This window comes from Pseudoalteromonas sp. S558 (genome assembly GCF_005886635.1).
GTDB lineage: Bacteria > Pseudomonadota > Gammaproteobacteria > Enterobacterales > Alteromonadaceae > Pseudoalteromonas > Pseudoalteromonas aliena.
Genome location: NZ_PNDU01000163.1, coordinates 1 through 16,825 on the forward strand (window position 1 = coordinate 1; position 16,825 = coordinate 16,825).

15 protein-coding genes are annotated in these 16,825 nt (G+C 39.3%); 5 read left to right on the forward strand and 10 right to left on the reverse strand.

Annotated elements, in window-relative coordinates; translation table 11 throughout:
• Positions 1 to 49: 49 nt before the first annotated feature.
• Together CWB66_RS12470 and CWB66_RS12475 are read right to left on the reverse strand one after the other, a co-directional pair.
• Positions 50 to 235, reverse strand: a complete 186-nt coding sequence (locus tag CWB66_RS12470) for a hypothetical protein (RefSeq protein WP_138585643.1) — start codon at positions 233 to 235, stop codon at positions 50 to 52.
• Between the two features lie 30 nt (positions 236 to 265).
• Complete coding sequence (locus CWB66_RS12475) at positions 266 to 664, reverse strand: HIT domain-containing protein (protein WP_077535906.1); 399 nt, start codon at positions 662 to 664, stop codon at positions 266 to 268.
• A gap of 112 nt (positions 665 to 776) precedes the next feature.
• Between CWB66_RS12475 and CWB66_RS12480 the strand changes: the two genes are divergently transcribed.
• Both CWB66_RS12480 and CWB66_RS12485 read left to right on the forward strand, forming a co-directional pair.
• On the forward strand, positions 777 to 3,002 hold the full coding sequence (locus tag CWB66_RS12480) for a S9 family peptidase (RefSeq protein ID WP_138585644.1): 2,226 nt from the start codon (positions 777 to 779) through the stop codon (positions 3,000 to 3,002).
• Between the two features lie 144 nt (positions 3,003 to 3,146).
• Positions 3,147 to 4,784: a methyl-accepting chemotaxis protein gene (locus CWB66_RS12485; protein WP_077535908.1), complete on the forward strand. Its 1,638-nt coding sequence runs from the start codon at positions 3,147 to 3,149 to the stop codon at positions 4,782 to 4,784.
• Between the two features lie 66 nt (positions 4,785 to 4,850).
• Here the strand turns inward: CWB66_RS12485 and CWB66_RS12490 are convergent, their stop codons facing one another.
• Entirely contained in the window at positions 4,851 to 6,386 is a 1,536-nt protein-coding gene (locus CWB66_RS12490; protein ID WP_138585645.1) for a M17 family metallopeptidase, read from the reverse strand.
• A 130-nt stretch (positions 6,387 to 6,516) separates the two neighbouring features.
• The gene (dinB, locus tag CWB66_RS12495) at positions 6,517 to 7,569 is read right to left on the reverse strand and encodes a DNA polymerase IV (protein WP_138585646.1); all 1,053 of its coding nucleotides are present in this window, start codon (positions 7,567 to 7,569) and stop codon (positions 6,517 to 6,519) included.
• A 396-nt stretch (positions 7,570 to 7,965) separates the two neighbouring features.
• Between dinB and CWB66_RS12500 the strand changes: the two genes are divergently transcribed.
• Both CWB66_RS12500 and CWB66_RS12505 read left to right on the forward strand, forming a co-directional pair.
• Positions 7,966 to 8,400, forward strand: coding sequence for an acyl-CoA thioesterase (locus CWB66_RS12500; RefSeq protein WP_138585647.1), 435 nt, complete (start codon positions 7,966 to 7,968; stop codon positions 8,398 to 8,400).
• A 9-nt stretch (positions 8,401 to 8,409) separates the two neighbouring features.
• Positions 8,410 to 9,462, forward strand: coding sequence for an aldo/keto reductase (locus CWB66_RS12505; protein WP_138585648.1), 1,053 nt, complete (start codon positions 8,410 to 8,412; stop codon positions 9,460 to 9,462).
• Between the two features lie 63 nt (positions 9,463 to 9,525).
• Here the strand turns inward: CWB66_RS12505 and CWB66_RS12510 are convergent, their stop codons facing one another.
• From CWB66_RS12510 to CWB66_RS12535, 6 genes are read right to left on the reverse strand one after another with little or no spacing between them, the layout of a single operon-like run.
• Positions 9,526 to 10,140 carry a fumarylacetoacetate hydrolase family protein gene (locus CWB66_RS12510; RefSeq protein ID WP_138585649.1) on the reverse strand — a complete coding sequence of 205 codons (615 nt, stop codon included), beginning with the start codon at positions 10,138 to 10,140 and terminating at the stop codon, positions 9,526 to 9,528.
• 16 nt (positions 10,141 to 10,156) lie between these two features.
• Positions 10,157 to 12,127 (reverse strand): hybrid sensor histidine kinase/response regulator, encoded by a 1,971-nt coding sequence (locus CWB66_RS12515; protein WP_138585650.1) that lies wholly within the window; start codon positions 12,125 to 12,127, stop codon positions 10,157 to 10,159.
• Between the two features lie 10 nt (positions 12,128 to 12,137).
• Positions 12,138 to 12,599, reverse strand: coding sequence for a response regulator (locus tag CWB66_RS12520; protein WP_077535915.1), 462 nt, complete (start codon positions 12,597 to 12,599; stop codon positions 12,138 to 12,140).
• On the reverse strand, positions 12,600 to 14,084 hold the full coding sequence (locus CWB66_RS12525; protein WP_138585651.1) for a sensor histidine kinase: 1,485 nt from the start codon (positions 14,082 to 14,084) through the stop codon (positions 12,600 to 12,602).
• A gap of 28 nt (positions 14,085 to 14,112) precedes the next feature.
• The gene (locus CWB66_RS12530) at positions 14,113 to 14,331 is read right to left on the reverse strand and encodes a histidine kinase (RefSeq protein WP_138585652.1); all 219 of its coding nucleotides are present in this window, start codon (positions 14,329 to 14,331) and stop codon (positions 14,113 to 14,115) included.
• A 34-nt stretch (positions 14,332 to 14,365) separates the two neighbouring features.
• Positions 14,366 to 15,706 (reverse strand): sigma-54-dependent transcriptional regulator, encoded by a 1,341-nt coding sequence (locus CWB66_RS12535; protein ID WP_138585653.1) that lies wholly within the window; start codon positions 15,704 to 15,706, stop codon positions 14,366 to 14,368.
• A 434-nt stretch (positions 15,707 to 16,140) separates the two neighbouring features.
• Here CWB66_RS12535 and CWB66_RS12540 point away from each other — a divergent pair, with 434 nt between their 5' ends.
• Complete coding sequence (locus CWB66_RS12540) at positions 16,141 to 16,656, forward strand: NUDIX hydrolase (protein WP_077535919.1); 516 nt, start codon at positions 16,141 to 16,143, stop codon at positions 16,654 to 16,656.
• The last annotated feature ends 169 nt before the right edge of the window (positions 16,657 to 16,825 follow it).

A 16,825-nucleotide genomic window follows, 5' to 3' on the forward strand; every position in this document is an offset into this window, starting at 1 on the left:
CAAACCTCGCGCCGCGATTAAATCGTCCCTAGTTTGAACAAATTTCAATCTACAAAGGCCAACACGCCCTAGATTGTGCCGCCGAGTAAACATGATTGCTATGCTCGACTAAATTTTTTATAGCTGTCTTTTTAATAATTTCAGCGTTAACTGGCTGCTCGGTTGCAACAGCAAAGTACCCACCTGATAACGCGACAATAAATAAACCCGTACAAAGTTGATTGATTAGCTTCATTTTATTCCTCATTTATATTATTAACCGCTATTAAAAATAGGTTTTTAATTTCTCTATTTGCTCATCAGTATAAGGGATAGCAGAAAATTTGCCCCACACAGGCGCGGGCCATGCCTTATCGCTTTTAAAACGTGCTATGTGATGAATATGTAATTGCGGCACCATATTACCCAAAGCCGCTACATTTAGCTTATCGGGGTTAAAAACTTTTATTAGTAGCTTACTTAGTTTTGCTGACTCTTTTAAATACACAATTTGATCAGCTTCAGATAAATCAATAATCTCTTTTAAATTAGGCTGCCTAGGCACTAATACAAACCATGGGTACTGGCTGTCGTTTAATAAAAGCACTTTACACAATGGCCAGTTGGCAAGCTCGATACAATCACGTTTAAGCTCCGGCGCTAATTCGAATACAGGGTTAGTCATGGTTATGTCCTACTTAGTCTTTAATAATGGCTACTTTATAGCATTTAGTTGCAGTTGCACACGCTTGGCTTTACCATTCAAAGCACTATTTATAATAAGCTAAGGCAACCTTGTGCTAAAAAAAATAAAACATCTTTCACTGGCTCTGCCACTAATAGTTGGCGCTATTAGTGTTCAAGCAAAACCTTTATCGCTGGAGCGTATTTTTGACGATCCGAGCTTGTCGGGTAAATCCCCTGTACAACTTAAATTTTCTCCTGATGGTAACCGCGTAACTTATTTACAAGGTAAGAGCGATGACTATAACCGCTATGACTTATGGGAATACAACCTAAAAGATAACACTAACCGTATATTGGTTGATTCGGCAAAGTTATTTTCAGGCCCAGAAAACTTATCAGATGAAGAAAAAGCACGCCGCGAACGCCAACGTATTTTTGGTAAAGGCATACTTGAATATAAATGGTCTAAAGATGGCAGCGCACTTTTATTTCCACTGAACGGCGACCTTTACTATTACGATTTAGCCTCTGCTAAAAGTAAAAAGCTAACCGATACTGAAACATTTGAAACCGATGCACGCTTTTCACCTAAAGGGAATTATATTTCGTTTATTCGTGAGCAAAACCTATTCGCTTTAGAGCTTGATTCAGGTAAAGAAATTCAGCTTAGTAAAGATGGCGGCGGTGTAATTAAAAACGGCATGGCCGAATTTGTTGCACAAGAAGAAATGAGCCGTATGACGGGCTACTGGTGGTCTGGGGACGAAACTAAAATTGCTTATACCCGTGTTGATGAAACACCCGTAAAAGAAGCTATCCGTAACGAAATTTACGCTGACGAAGTTAAATTATTCAATCAACGCTACCCGTTTACAGGTACCGATAACGTAAAAATTCAACTTGGTGTTGTTAAGCTAAACGATCAACAAGTAGATTGGATTGATTTAGGTAAAGACGAAGACATTTATATTGCACGTGCCAAATGGCTAAAAGACGGCAATACATTGTCGTACCAATGGCAAAACCGCTCGCAACATAAATTAGAGCTTCGTTTTTATAACAGCGAAACTAAAACACAAAAAGTAGCACTGACCGAAAATAGCGAAACGTGGATTAACCTACATTTTGACCTTGAATTCTTAAAGGACAAAAAACACTTTGTATGGGCGTCTGAGCGCAACGGTTTTAAACACTTATACCTGTATCGCACAAACGGTCAACTTGTTCGCCAAATTACCTCTGGTGATTGGGCTGTTGATAGCTTAAAAGGCATTGATGAAAACAAAGGTATTGTTTACTTTGCTGCTCGTAAAGACACGCCTCTTGAAAGCCACTTATACAGCGCCTCTTTATTTAAAAAAGGTAATACAAAACGTATCACCGAAAAAGGTCAGTACCATAATGTTGTGTTCGCAAAAGACAGCAAAACCTTTATCGATAATAGCTCGTCTGATAATAAACCAAACTCTACAGCGCTTCGCAAAGTAAACGGCGAATTTATTACATGGCTTGAAGAAAATAAGCTTGATAGCAACCACCCGCTTACCCCTTATTTAAACGATTTAACAAAACCAGAATACGGCACAATTAAAGCCGATGATGGCCAAGTTATGCATTACCGTTTATTTAAGCCTAGCAACATCACTGATGGTAAAAAACACCCTGTTATTGTTAACGTATACGGCGGCCCGCATGCCCAACGAGTGACGAATAGCTGGCGCAATAAAAACTTGTACTTTCAGTACATGGCGCAGCAAGGTTATGTAATTTTTCAACTTGATAACCGTGGTTCGTACAACCGTGGTAAAAAGTTTGAAGATGCGATTTATAAACACTTAGGTGTAGTGGAAGTTGCCGATCAAATTAAAGGCGTAGAGTTTTTACGTACACTTGACTATGTAGATCCAGAACGGATTGGCATATATGGTCATAGTTACGGTGGTTACATGGCGCTTATGACAATGTTTAAAGCGGGCGATTACTTTAAAGCCGGCGTATCGGGTGCTCCAGTAACCGATTGGGCATTGTATGATACGCACTACACTGAGCGCTATTTAGGACACCCTGACACAAACGCAAAAGGCTATGAAGCCAGTGCTGTTTTTCCATATACAGACGGCTTAAAAGGCCCATTAATGATCTACCACGGTATGGCTGACGATAACGTTTTATTTACCCATGCCACAAAGCTATTTAAACAATTGCAAGATAACGAAAAGCAGTTTGAAATGATGACCTACCCAGGCTCTAAACACAGCTTACGCGGTAAGCAAGTGCAAACACATTTACATAAAACTATTACAAACTTCTTTAATCGTCATTTTGATGTTGAATAACTGGAAGATTTGAAAAGTAGACTAAAGGCTGATTGATAAATCAGCCTTTTTTTTGTCTTATAGAGCGCTAAGCATAGATTTAACTTTCTTTTTAGCTATGCTTATTATATGCACTTGCAGTGCGCACTTATCGAGGATGAATGTATGCCCAACCTACGCCGCTTTAGTATATTTCAACGCTTTTATTTATTAGTAGGTGTTGTGGTAATTGGACTTATTGTATTGAGTATATCAAGCTTAACTCATCAATATAGTTCACTTAAAAACGAACAACATATCAAAACACAAAATGTAGTCGAAACGGCTTACAGCATTATTGAGCACTTTTATACGCTTGAGAAGAATAATGAACTCACTCAACAACAAGCACAGTCACAAGCATTACATACAATTAGTGCACTTCGGTACGACAAAACCAACTACTTTTGGATAAACGATTACCAACCAAATATGGTAATGCATCCTATTAAACCGGCTCTAGATGGTAAAAACTTAACAAATAATAAAGACCCCGACGGTAAAACACTATTTGTTGATATGGTTAATATAGTTAAGCGCGATGGTGAAGGTTTTATACCGTATAAATGGCCAAAACCAGGAAAAGAGCAGCCAGTTGATAAAATTGCGTTTGTAAAAGGGTTTGACCAATGGCAATGGATCATTGGCTCGGGTGTGTACCTTGATTCGATTGATGAGGCATTTAGCGAACAACGTAATCTAATTGTCATCAGTGCAATCATTATGATTACTGCGGTTATTTTACTTAGCTACTTTATAGGTAAGAGTATTTTAACTCCAACCCGCTTAGCTGCCGATATGATGAAAGATATTTCACAAGGAGAAGGCGATTTAACACGTACGCTAAATGAGTCTGGTAATGACGAAATTTCAGAGTTATCTCACTCTTTTAACTTATTTATATTGAAAATGCGAGAGTCGCTTATTCATGTTTCGCAAAGTGCATACGATGTAAGCGAGCATGCACATACTGTTGACGAATCAAGTAAAACGAGTCATTCGTTTATTGAGCTTCAAAACGATAGCTCAACGCAAGTCGCTGCCGCTATGGAGCAAATGACTCACCAAATACACGATGTGAGCCGTAATGCTGAAGCTGCTGAACAAGCTGCAAATGAGGCTGCTCATAATGCATCAACAGGTAAAAGTGTGGTGGCAAAAACGATTACCGCAATAAAAACTCTTTCGACTAATATAGAAACCGTTAGCCGCGTGACAGAGGATTTAGCAAACGAAAGTAATAATATAGGTTCGGTCCTTGATGTGATTCGAAGCATTTCGGAGCAAACAAACCTGTTGGCACTTAATGCTGCAATAGAGGCTGCACGTGCGGGCGAACACGGTCGAGGTTTTGCTGTTGTTGCCGATGAGGTACGAACACTGGCGAGTCGCACAGGGCAAAGCACTGATGAAATTCAAACAATGATAACAAAATTACAAGAAGGTGCTAAAGCCGCTGTAGAAGCTGTAAAATCAAGCCAAACGCTTTCACTGTCAACGGTTGAGCAAGCATCGTCAGCAAATACTTCACTAGATGAAATAGAAAGACTGGTATCAGTGATCACTGAAATGAATAGCCAGATAGCACGCGCTACAGAGCAACAAACACAAGCCGCCGATGAGGTTAATTTACGTATTAACGACTTATCCCATTCAACAAGCCAATCGCTTGATAATACCAAACAGCTAACAGGCGCTAGTAATAAGCTAAAACAAAGTAGCATATCGCTATCAACTGTTGTTAAACGATTTAAGTTAGATTGATTTTGAAATAATAAAAAGCCCTGAAAACAGGGCTTTTTTACGTGCTAAATTAAAGCTGGTTTACAACTACAAACAATAAAGAGCAAATAAGCTCGTAACTGATGCAGCCGTTGGTTTACCGTGCTGCCAATCACCACCTTCAACACCGCTACCCGCAATATCCATATGTACATAAGGTAGAGGTTGTTCAGAGTCGTTACCGTGCTTATCTAATCCGCCAACAATAGCCATAAATGCCATCGGGAATTGATGCCCACGCGCAGTAACCGCAGACGCTGCGTTATTACTAGAGAGTACATCGTCAGCAAGTGTACGCGGTTTGATAAAGTCGTAATCTTCACGGCGTGAGCGCGATACTTCTGCGCCATCGGCCCATAGGTCACCACAGTCAGCTATTTGACGTGAAATACCAGCGCTACGAGCAGGACCATTTTCAACATAAGCTCCATAAGGCCCCATTGCACGAGCTGCATGGCCTGTTAATGTAGCCACAGTAAATAGCGTTGGATTGATTTCCCCCTTAGCCAAATCTTTCATTTCACTAAGTAAGTCGCCCATTGCTAAGCGCCCTTCTGCATCGGTATTACCAATACGTACACGTATACCTTCGCGGCTAGTGATAATTTCATCTGGTACAAAACAATCCGAACCAATAGAATTACGAACAACGGCTAAATAAGCGATGACTTTAACGCCTTTAGGCTGAAAATCAGCAACGGCTTTCATAAAGCCCGCAACAGATGCTGCGCCACCTTTATCGCGGCTCATACCTGCCATATAACCACCTACTTTTAAATCGGCACCACCTGTGTCATACACTAGGCCTTTACCAACAAACATAAGTGTGCGAGTAACTTCGCCACTTGGTACATATTCAAGCTTAACAACGCGTGGATGATGGCGCTCTACAGCATACGATGCACGAGCAACAGTGCTTAACATTGGGTAATTTTTATCAATCGCTGCAATATCATCAATCACGTCAACGGCAATATTTGAGCCTTTAAATAAATCAACGCAGTAATCAGCAAAGCGAGGTGGAGCCATACGCTCAGGCTCAGTACCACACAAATCACGTGCAGCGTATTGACCTGCTGCAATTGCATTAACAGCTTTAATTGTTTGCTCATTTGCGCCAACTAAACCGATATTTGTTATAGGTTCAATACTCTCTCCATGAAACTCACGCGCTTCTAACGGCTGCCACAATGCTTGGCAAGCACCTAAATAAGCAACTTCCAGCGCATGTTGGTAACGGCTATCAGCATTTAAATTTGGTAAAAATAATGCAGGATTAACACTGCCCGACGCCTTGGCTTCGTTAATTGCAAGTTTAGCAGCATCAAAATAACGGCGTACGTCGTCGTAATCTCTATTTAAAGGACCCGTTGGCGCAAGAATCACTCTTTTATTTTCAATTACTAATAAAGTAATTTGCTTACCAATACGAGAATCAACTTTTGATTGTGCTAAAACTGCATCTCGTAGTGGATTGTTTGGTAATTGAGAAAAATCATCACTGATAATGATTAATGCATCATGAGATGTACATTCAAGGCTAGCACTTACTGGCTGAGCCAACACGGCTTGTGGATATGCCATAAATAAAGGTCCTGTTAAAAAACATAAGCCTCTATTATCGTCGATTTAAATATTGAAGACCAGCAAGCTGCGACAAGCATTTAGTTTAATTGCTTGTTTATTGGCAACTTGCAGTTACAGGCTTTGCCACTTAATCGAGAATACTAAGCTGTAAATTATGCTCTGGCTGGTTTTTTATACCCACGCCAAGACCTAAAAGCCTTACAGGCTGCTGCACACCTCGTTGATAAGCTTTAGTTAGTAACTGAGTAAAAATTTCAGTGTTTAATTGATGGTATGCCTGATCCGCAGAAGTCACTACAAAATTGGCAAATTTAACTTTAACGCTCAGTTTATTAATTCTGTTTTGTAATTGTTGTTTATCTAAACGTACCTTCAGCTCCTCTAACAACTTAGGGAGTTGCTCTAGGCATTCTTGTAAGCTGTTTTTATTGTATTCATAAGTATGCTCAACACTTAACGATTTTCTAATTCGATTGGTAGAGACTTTACCAACATATTCACCCGCACACTTTTGATAAAGAGAAACACCAAAGTTACCTACATGCTGCTGCATCCAATTTACGCCTTTTTCGCGCACATCTTTGCCGGTGTATAACCCTTTTAAATTGAGTTTTTCGAGCGTCACTTTCCCCACCCCAGGAATTTTACCCAGTGGTAACTGCGCTAAAAAACCATCAACTTCATTGGGTAACACTACAAATTGCCCGTTGGGCTTATTTTCGTCACTCGCTATTTTGGCAATAAACTTAATAGGCGCAATCCCTGCTGATGCAGTCAGCCCAGTTGCATTGTAAATATCGGCTCTTATTTGTTGTGCAATAAGCGTAGCACTGCCTTTACAGGCGGCACTATTTGTTACATCAAGGTAAGCTTCATCAAGGGAAAGTGGCTCAATTAAATCTGTGTAGTGGTTAAATACTTCGCGTATTTGGTTTGAGGCTTCTTTATAAACAGCCATACGTCCGGGTACAATCACTAAATCGGGGCATAATTGTTTCGCATGGTAATTAGACATGGCAGAGCGTACACCATATTCTCTAGCAAGGTAATTAGCGGTTGAAAGTACACCTCGCCGGCTATTACCGCCGATTGCCAACGGTACATTAGCAAGCTCAGGATTGTCGCGCATTTCTACTGCGGCGTAAAAACAATCCATATCTATGTGAATAAACTTTTTCATCGCCACAAAATAACTGTTTATTTATACAGTCATTATTATGCAAACACTTTTAATATGCAAGCGCCTAGCTAATCTAAAATGACTGCTTAAATCGCCTCGTTTTTTTAAAGCAATACAGCCAAAAAGCAAATTCAAGTAAAAACCCTGCGACAAGTAAACACACTCCTCCCGAGAGATTTCCCATTGCATAACAAATAAACGACATAATAAAAATTAAACATGCTAGAACCCAATTAACTACTTGTTGCATATGCGTTTCTCCTATTTATATAACATAACTGTAGACCTTAATTTAAATAGGCACAATGATTAGCTAAAAAATGCCATATTAATTACCTTGAGGTCATAACTTCATATTGATAACCTAAGTGCTTTAAAATTAAGAGCCATAAGTTTATGCAAACGTTTAAAGATCAATATCCTATTCATACTGATATTACCGTAGCTTGGGCTGACATGGATGCCCTTCAACACGTTAATAACGTGGTTTACTTACGTTATTTTGAAATAGCTCGAATAGACTTTTTAAATAAAATAAACCTATTTGATACAATCACCCCAAGCGGTACTGGTCCAGTTATAAGCGAAAACAATGTGCGCTATAAACGCCCTGTTACTTTTCCAGATACACTTACTGTCGGTGTTACCATCACTGACATTAAAGAAGATCGCTTTATGATGAATTACACTGTATTTAGCCATGCACAAAATACGATAACCACAACGGGTAATTCAAAAGTGGTTATGTTTGACTTTACAACAGGGCAAAAAGCGCTAATTACTGAGCCTCTTTTATCAGCTCTAACCACCCATGCTCAACCTAATAACTAAGGAAGTTTTATGCAATATAGTCCACTTGGTAGCAGTGGTGTAGACGTATCTCGAGTGTGTTTAGGCAGTATGACTTGGGGTTTACAAAATACTCAGCGCGATGCCGATGAACAAATAGCTTACGCACTTTCTAAGGGCGTAAATTTTATTGATACCGCCGAAATGTATGCGGTGCCGCCCTCCCCCGATACATATGGAAAAACAGAGCAAATTATTGGCGACTGGTTTTCACGTAATCAGCAAAAACGTAGCGATATAATTCTCGCCACAAAAATAGCGGGAAATGGCTTATCGTGGGTGAGAGGCGGCGGTAATATTACTCGTCAATCGGTTATTGAAGCTGTTGATGAGTCACTTAAACGCTTACAAACAGACTATATTGATTTATATCAGCTACATTGGCCCAATCGCTCTACGCCTCATTTTAGTAGGCAATGGCCTGGTATGCTTAAATTTACAAACGTAAATACACAAGAACATCAAGCTGGCATGCTGGATATTTTAGAAGGTTTAAACGACTGCGTAAAAGCCGGAAAAATTAAACACTGCGGTTTATCTGACGACACACCTTGGGGGATAAGCCAATTTTTAAACTTGGCAAAAGAGCATAATTTGCCTCGTATGGTATCTATTCAGAACGAGTTTAGCTTAGCGCATACCAAAGATTGGCCCTATTTAATTGAGCAATGTGTGCATGAGGATATTGCTTACTTACCATGGTCACCTTTAGCCGCTGGTTTATTAACAGGTAAATACTTAAATGGTGCTCGCCCAGAAGGTTCTCGCTGGACCTTTATGCAGCGTAACGGTATTTTTAGAGATACACCAAACGCAGAACAAGCGACTAAACAATATGTTGAGCTGGCGCATGCTAATAATATAACGCCAGCACAGCTTGCACTCGCATGGTGTAATCAAGTAGACGGTGTGACGTCGTCTATTATTGGTGCAACAAGTATGGCGCAATTAAAAGAAGATATTGATGCATTTGATATTACGCTAAGTGATGACGTGCTAACTGACATTGATACTATTTTTAGAAATAATCCGATGCCGTATTAGGGCGTGTTTGCTGATTTAAAACAGATAATTAAATGGTATTTAATTATCTGTTTAGTTACCTATTTAACTTGCTTGCCAGTGATGCTCTAGTAAACACTGATCATTGGCATAAAGCGCGACAGCAAAAATACTTTTCGCGGTTACCTCCCCTGCACCGGAAGGTGTGCCTGTCATGATCACATCGCCATCTTCTAAGCTCATAAACTCGCTGATGTTTTGTAAAATAGATTCAGGGTTATGTAACATAAAATGAGTATCCCCTTGCTGAATAACAACATTATTAATTTTAAGTTCAAACGTAAAATGCTGCATTGCATCTGTTAACTCTATAAAATCAGTTAAAATAACTGAACCGTCAAATGCTTTAGCTCGCTCCCAAGGGAGTCCTTTATTTTTTAATTTACTTTGTAATGTACGCTTAGTTAAATCAAGGCCTAACCCAACACCTACAAACTTTTTATTTTTTACAACAAAACATAGCTCTGTTTCATAGTGCAGGGTATCGCCGTTATGAGCCGAATTTAATAGCGTGGTAATTGCACTATTTGGCTTATTAAATAGCACCATTTGATCTGGCGTTTCATTATTTAACTCCGCAATGTGCGCAGTGTAATTTCGACCAACACAAACTACTTTTGATGGTGTTAATTCTTCAGATACTAACTTTATTGAATGCATATAAATAACATCTCAGTTATGAGCTAATAAGCGTTTCTAACAAGCTTAAATTAATAGGTTTTAGTAAAACTCTGTCAATATTTAAATCTTTTATCTCTTTAGGATCAGGCTCTGCACCACTTACAATTACTAAACGTAACTCAGGGTAACGCTTATTAATTTGCTGGCCTAAATCAACCCCTCGCCCATCAGGTAAATGCATGTCGAGTAATACTTTATTAAATTGCTGATCGTGATTGAGTATTTGTAAACATTGCGCGCAACTCGACGCTATCACGGTTTCCACTCCTAAACTTTCTAAAAGCAACTGTGTTATTTGCGCTGCATCATGGTCATCTTCAACAAGTAAAAAACGCTGCTTTTTTTCTGTTAAGCTTTTATCACTGTTTATATCTTTAGCTTTAGGCGCGTGCTCTGGCGCTATTAAGTAATCTTGTAAACATTGATATAAAGCAGCACTATCAACCGGCTTTGGTATTACATCATTAAAACCAAGTGCTGCCAGCTCCTCATGTATCCCTTTCATTGTTGCAGCCGTCAGCGCGATTATTGGGCCTTTATAACCCATTTTTCTAAGCTCTATAGTAGCTTCCTTGCCGCCCATTACAGGCATATGAATATCAATAAAAATAATATCATAAGGCGCTTTATACGCATCCGCGATACGCACTTTTTCAAGTGCTTGCTGACCATGCTCTGCATAATCAACCCTCGCACCGCAAGAGCTGATCATGTGCCCTACTAGCATGCGTAAATCACGTAAATCATCAACAACCAATACACGGCCACTTACTTTACAAGGAGCTAATTTACTGTGTAATTGCGGCGCACTACTAAAGTTAAGAACTTGTCGCTCTACCTCACTAATATCCCCAGGATACACCGAAATCGTAAATGTAGAGCCTTTGCCAAATTCAGATTGTAAATTAATATCGCCATGCATACGCGCTAATAATTCTGCGCATATTGCTAAACCAAGACCCGCTCCGCCAACAGAGCGCGATTCCACATCGGCTATTTGCTCAAACGGTTTAAAAATAAGCTTTTGTTTTTCAGGTGCAATCCCCATGCCCGTGTCTTTAATACTAAAAAACAGCATTTCACGGTCATCAACCCATTGGGTCCACGCATTAATAACAATTTCGCCTTTATCGGTAAATTTAACGGCATTATTTATTAAATTTATTAATATTTGGCGAACTCTTGTAGCGTCAAGTCGTGCAACTAAAGGCAGTGGTTTATCTGATTCAAAACGAAGCGTAAGCCCCTTATCAAGCACTGATACACGCATTAAGGTATAAACATCCGCGAGCATACTATCAAGGTTAACTTCGCTTAAGGTAAGCTCGAGTTTATCGGCCGCTATTTTAGATAAATCGAGTACATCGTTCAATAAGCTTAATAAATGTTTACCGTTTCGATAAATAACACCCAACTCATTTTCTGCTTGTTGACTAAAATCGCTCTGCATTAATAATTCGGTATAACCTAAAATAGATGACAGTGGAGTGCGCAGTTCATGGCTCAAATGAGCTAAAAATCGGTCCTTTGAGCGGTTTTCGGCTTCGGCTTTTAAACGCTCAACTCGCTCGCCTTCTACATCTTTTCGTGCCAATGCATAGCGAATAGCGCGAGCAAAACGGCTCGAACTCATTTCTGTTTTTATTAAATAATCGACTGCACCGGCATCGAGTGCCGCTGAGTCTAACTCGTCGTTTGATTGCCCGGTGAGCATAATAATCGGGCCGCTAAAGCCATTGGCAATGGCTTCCTTTAATACATCTAATCCGTTTGATGCACCTAAGCGGTAATCAAGCAGGCAAATGTCATGCTCATTTTTACTAAGTGTTTCAATTGCCTGCTCAGGAGAGCTAACCCATTGAATGTTAAACGTGTGTGAATCTAATTGTTCTAAATAGTCGCAGGTGAGTATGTAATCATCTTCATCATCTTCTACGAGCAGCAACTGAGTCACTTTATCTAACATAAAATCTCCATTAATCGTTAAATGTTGCCGGCAGCTCTACAAACTCTACCCAATACTTTCCTAACGTTTTCATTAGCTCAACTAAGCCATCAAACGTCACCGGTTTTGTAATATAAGATGCAGCCCCTAAGTTGTATCCCTTAACCATATCTTCTTCTTGTTTAGACGTAGTTAAAATAACAACCGGAATTCCCTTTAGGTTAGGGTTTGCTTTAATTGCTTCAAGCGCTTCACGACCATCCATTCTTGGCATATTTAGATCTAGTAATATAAGCCCAGGACGCGGCGACACAGCTTTATCGGCAAACTTTCCTCTGCGCTCTAAGTATTCAAGTAATTCAACGCCGTCTTCAACAAAATGAAGGTCGTTAAGTACACGGCTTTCAGCAAGGGCATCTTGTGTTAACAAACGATCATCTTCATCATCGTCTGCCATTAAAATAGTAATCGGTTTTACTTTTGAATAGGGCATTTAAGCCTCTCCTTGCAATGTGAAAAGCGCAGCTTCCACAGGTAGTTTTATAATGAAGGTCGCACCTTCACCGTCCTTACTTTGAGCTGTAATAGTTCCGCCGTGTCGCTCTACAATACGCCGACATACTGAAAGACCAATACCGGTACCTTTATACTCAGAGCGACCATGTAAGCGCTGAAACGGAACAAATATTTTATCGGCGTAGTCTTGTGAAAAACCAATGCCATTATCTGTTATCGTAATAATTTGAAAACTTAAATGCGTATTATGATCAGCACTAAAAATATCTTCATGCTGATAGCTTATCTTTATATGCGGGCTCACATCAGCTCTTCTAAATTTAACTGCATTTGACAGCAAGTTTAAAAATAATTGCTGCATTTGACTTTTATCTGCTTGAATAACAGGTAAATTTTCTACATCAATTTGTGCGTTAGATTCTTTTATCGCGATTTCTAAATCACTTAATACATCGGTTACAACTTCGTTTAAACTTGTATCAGCAAACTCTTTACCGCGCGTAGCAATACGCGAAAACTCAAGTAAGTCATTAATTAAATTAGACATACGCTGGGCAGCGTTTTTCATGCGGCCAATATAATCGATGCCTTTTTCGCCCAACTCATCTTTGAACATGGTTTCAAGGCGATCACTAAATGCTTGAATTTTACGAAGCGGCTCTTGTAAATCATGGCTCGCAACAAAAGCAAATTCCTCTAACTCACGATTACTACGACTCAGTTCATCTGAATATAGTGTTAGCTCTTGCGTTCGCTCCGACACTTTAGCGGCTAACGTTTCGTTTTGTTTTTCAAGCTCAAAACGATATTGGGCCGCATTTCTTAAATTAAGACGCGTCATAATAAACATACCAATAATAAGCAGAGCACTTGTTATTGCTGTAATCGCAAAGGTAATTTTTGCCTCATTTTTAATTTTTGCTAATTTCGCAAAGTGACTCACTTTAAAGAGTAGTTCTCGGTCTTGAATTTCATTAACATTTTCACGAATTTGCTTATAAAGTTTTCTGCCTTTATGTGTATTAAGTATATATAACGCACGTCGCTCTTTGTCATTAAGAGCAAGATTAACCGTGGTCTTTAATTCTTTAATTTTACTGCCTGTAAGTACTAACAACTGGGCAATTCGATCTGCTTGGCCGTCTATTTCAGAATGAAGCGATTTTACATGATTTGTTTGCTCCTCTAACTGCCCTATCGCATCGTAGTAAGGCGTTAAATAATCATCCTCTTCCGTTAATAAATAACCACGTTGACCCGATTCAGCTTGTACGATAGACAAATGCAGTTTCTCTATTGCCGTTGCCAGCATATTTGTATTGTCTAAACTTTTTTGAGTTTGCGTTAACCCTTGAATCGTATTCAGTGCTAAAAAAGCATTGCCTACAATAATGCTTAATACCACCACAATAAAAGCGGCCCACGTAATATTCGCTTTACCTTGCTGTTTTTGCTTGCTCATAGATGTGTAAACGCCTGAGTTAAATTTGTTAATCGTTATTATGATCAGTAATATTTTGCAAACTCTCACTGCATTGCTGGCAGTTCAAAATTATTTTATCTAAGGCTTCAATCGCCTTTTGTTTGGGCATATCGTTTTCTAACACTAATTTTATTAGCTCCGCGTTCATTGAAATTCTATTCAATGGAGCTCTTGCATCATGAACAAGTTTATTAAGCGCTGTGCTTTGCTTACTTTCTTCAGTCACGATAATATTTCCTTTTGTTTAACCAAAATCTAAGTTACTTGTACTCACCAATTCCACCGTAAGCATTAAGGCGGTTATAAAGTGTCTTAGTGCTAATACCTAACATTTGTGCCGCAAGCGTTTTATTGCCTTGCACTTTATCGAGCGTTGCATGAATGAGCTCTTTTTCAACTTCTTCAATTGTTTGCCCTGCCGATACCTGTTTTTCTGCTGCTTGATTATTAACACGTGAAAAAGGCGACTCTAAATTGTCAGGCAGCGTAATATCACTGGTTTGCGGATCACTCATAATAAAGGCACGATGAATTGCATGGCGAAGCTCACGTACATTACCAGGCCATTCATAGCTTTGTAGCTCTTTTAGCTGTTGCGCTGTCCAGCTAAACGCGGTGCCATTTTCATCATTTAATTGCTCTAAAAATGCTTTAGCTAAAAGCGGAATGTCTTCTTTGCGATCGCGCAGTGGCGGTATATCAATAGGAAAAACAGCCAGCCTAAAATAAATATCTTCACGAATAACATTGTTGTGCGCTAAATCGCTAAGCGTGCGGTTAGTCGCCGAAATAACACGGCAGTTAGTCGGTATTTCTCGGTTACCGCCTACACGCGTTACTTTTTTAGTTTCAAGTACTCGCAGTAAATTTGGTTGCATATCAATTGGCATTTCGGTTACTTCATCCAAAAATAAAGTTCCGTTATTTGATTGCTCAAAAACGCCCTCTTTGCGTGCGATTGCTCCCGTAAAAGCCCCTTTTTCATGGCCAAATAATTCACTACCAATTAATTCTTTTGAAAGCGCACCACAGTTACTTGCAACTAATGGCCCTTCACATTGGCTTGCGTTATGAATAGCTTGCGCCACCACCTCTTTACCGGCACCACTTTCACCCATAAGCATTACGTTCGCATTTGTTTTAGCTACACGTTCAATCATGTTGTAAAGTTTTTGCATTGCTTCTGATTCGCCAATCAGCCCACCAAAATGACGAGTAATACCGCTCGACTTGGCTTTTTTAACTGCTTTTTTAGGACCACTTAAAACCAGCTCTAAGTCTTCTCGCTGTAATGGTTTTAATAAATGCCCAACATTAGGCTCGCACATTTCAGCTAAAATACCTTTAACTGAAGGGTGCCCTGATATAAGTGTAATTTTTGGAGACTGTCCAATCATTTTTAAATGATCAAGAAGATGTAAACCGCTGCCGTCAGGTAACATAAAATCAAGAAGAACATGATCAAAGGTATTATTTTCAAACCACTGATGCGCTTCTTTTAAACTGGTCGCGGTGTTTATATTATGGCCGAGAAATTCGACGATATGGCAAACAACATCACTAAACTCGACGTCATCGTCAACTAAAAGTATATTTAACATGATAAATCCCTATTCTTTTTTATCATTCTACGCACCCTTACACCTAATTTAAAGGAAGGTGTGCTTAAAAGCGCTTTCATCTAAATAAACTAAATGGGTTAACGTCTTATTTTACCAACCTGAGATTTACGTATGCTGAAAAAAAACGATCACATTAATTTCTATTACCTGCAACTTCAACAACGTGCTTGAATGAAACAGCTGATATAATTAACCTGAACTGCGGATAATAAATCTATCTCAAGCAGCTACTTTTAATGCGAGCTGCGTTGAATTTACTTGCAATAAGCTCGCTATTGACGCGTAAATTCGTCTTATTTTCACCGAAAACCTCTGGCTAGAGAAAAAATTATAATTTCATTATGGTTCAATATGTTAGTAAATATCTTAACCAGAGTTTAGGTTAATCAGAGCTCAAAAAAATGGGATACAAAATGCAGCAATTAAAAACCCTAATTCATTCCGGTATTAATATTGATCAAGGAACTACTTTTGTTCGCTTGACCGCGCGCGCCATTGTTATTAAAAATAATAAAATCTTATTAATGTACACCAATCGTTATGAAGACTACAGCTTACCTGGCGGTGGGGTGGATGAAGGCGAAAGCATTGAGCAAGGTTTGATCCGCGAACTAAATGAGGAAACTGGCGCACAACAAATAAATGTTGTTAAAGCCTTTGGCCTCTACGAAGAGTACCGACCTTGGTATAAAGATGATTTTGATATTATTCATATAAAATCATATTGCTATGTATGCAATATTGCCGATGAATTTGGTAAAGCTCAATTAGAGCATTACGAACAGCAAAATGGTATGACCGCTAAATGGGTAAATATTAACGATGCGATTGCACATAATGAGCGCACGCTGGCTAACAGCGAGAAACAAGGGTTATCAATCCTCCGTGAAACCTATTTACTCAAAAAAATTGCGACACAATTTTTCTAACCTCCTTACTAGGGCGTGTTGACCTTTGTGGATTGAAATTTGTTCAATCTAGGGGCGATTTAATCGCGGCGCGAGGTTTGTAACCTAGTGGGCTAAGTAAAAACCGAGCAACAAAGAGTTAATCGTCCCTAGAAAGAACCCAAAGGGCAGCGCATGTTTGGCATTTATT

What these genes read in the sequence shown, in the direction of transcription:
- CWB66_RS12470 (WP_138585643.1), bottom strand. Translation starts at nt 235, where the DNA reads ATGAAGCTAATCAATCAACTTTGTACGGGTTTATTTATTGTCGCGTTA.
- CWB66_RS12475 (WP_077535906.1), bottom strand. Translation starts at nt 664, where the DNA reads ATGACTAACCCTGTATTCGAATTAGCGCCGGAGCTTAAACGTGATTGT.
- CWB66_RS12485 (WP_077535908.1), top strand. Translation starts at nt 3,147, where the DNA reads ATGCCCAACCTACGCCGCTTTAGTATATTTCAACGCTTTTATTTATTA.
- CWB66_RS12490 (WP_138585645.1), bottom strand. Translation starts at nt 6,386, where the DNA reads ATGGCATATCCACAAGCCGTGTTGGCTCAGCCAGTAAGTGCTAGCCTT.
- dinB (WP_138585646.1), bottom strand. Translation starts at nt 7,569, where the DNA reads ATGAAAAAGTTTATTCACATAGATATGGATTGTTTTTACGCCGCAGTA.
- CWB66_RS12500 (WP_138585647.1), top strand. Translation starts at nt 7,966, where the DNA reads ATGCAAACGTTTAAAGATCAATATCCTATTCATACTGATATTACCGTA.
- CWB66_RS12505 (WP_138585648.1), top strand. Translation starts at nt 8,410, where the DNA reads ATGCAATATAGTCCACTTGGTAGCAGTGGTGTAGACGTATCTCGAGTG.
- CWB66_RS12510 (WP_138585649.1), bottom strand. Translation starts at nt 10,140, where the DNA reads ATGCATTCAATAAAGTTAGTATCTGAAGAATTAACACCATCAAAAGTA.
- CWB66_RS12515 (WP_138585650.1), bottom strand. Translation starts at nt 12,127, where the DNA reads ATGTTAGATAAAGTGACTCAGTTGCTGCTCGTAGAAGATGATGAAGAT.
- CWB66_RS12520 (WP_077535915.1), bottom strand. Translation starts at nt 12,599, where the DNA reads ATGCCCTATTCAAAAGTAAAACCGATTACTATTTTAATGGCAGACGAT.
- CWB66_RS12525 (WP_138585651.1), bottom strand. Translation starts at nt 14,084, where the DNA reads ATGAGCAAGCAAAAACAGCAAGGTAAAGCGAATATTACGTGGGCCGCT.
- CWB66_RS12535 (WP_138585653.1), bottom strand. Translation starts at nt 15,706, where the DNA reads ATGTTAAATATACTTTTAGTTGACGATGACGTCGAGTTTAGTGATGTT.
- CWB66_RS12540 (WP_077535919.1), top strand. Translation starts at nt 16,141, where the DNA reads ATGCAGCAATTAAAAACCCTAATTCATTCCGGTATTAATATTGATCAA.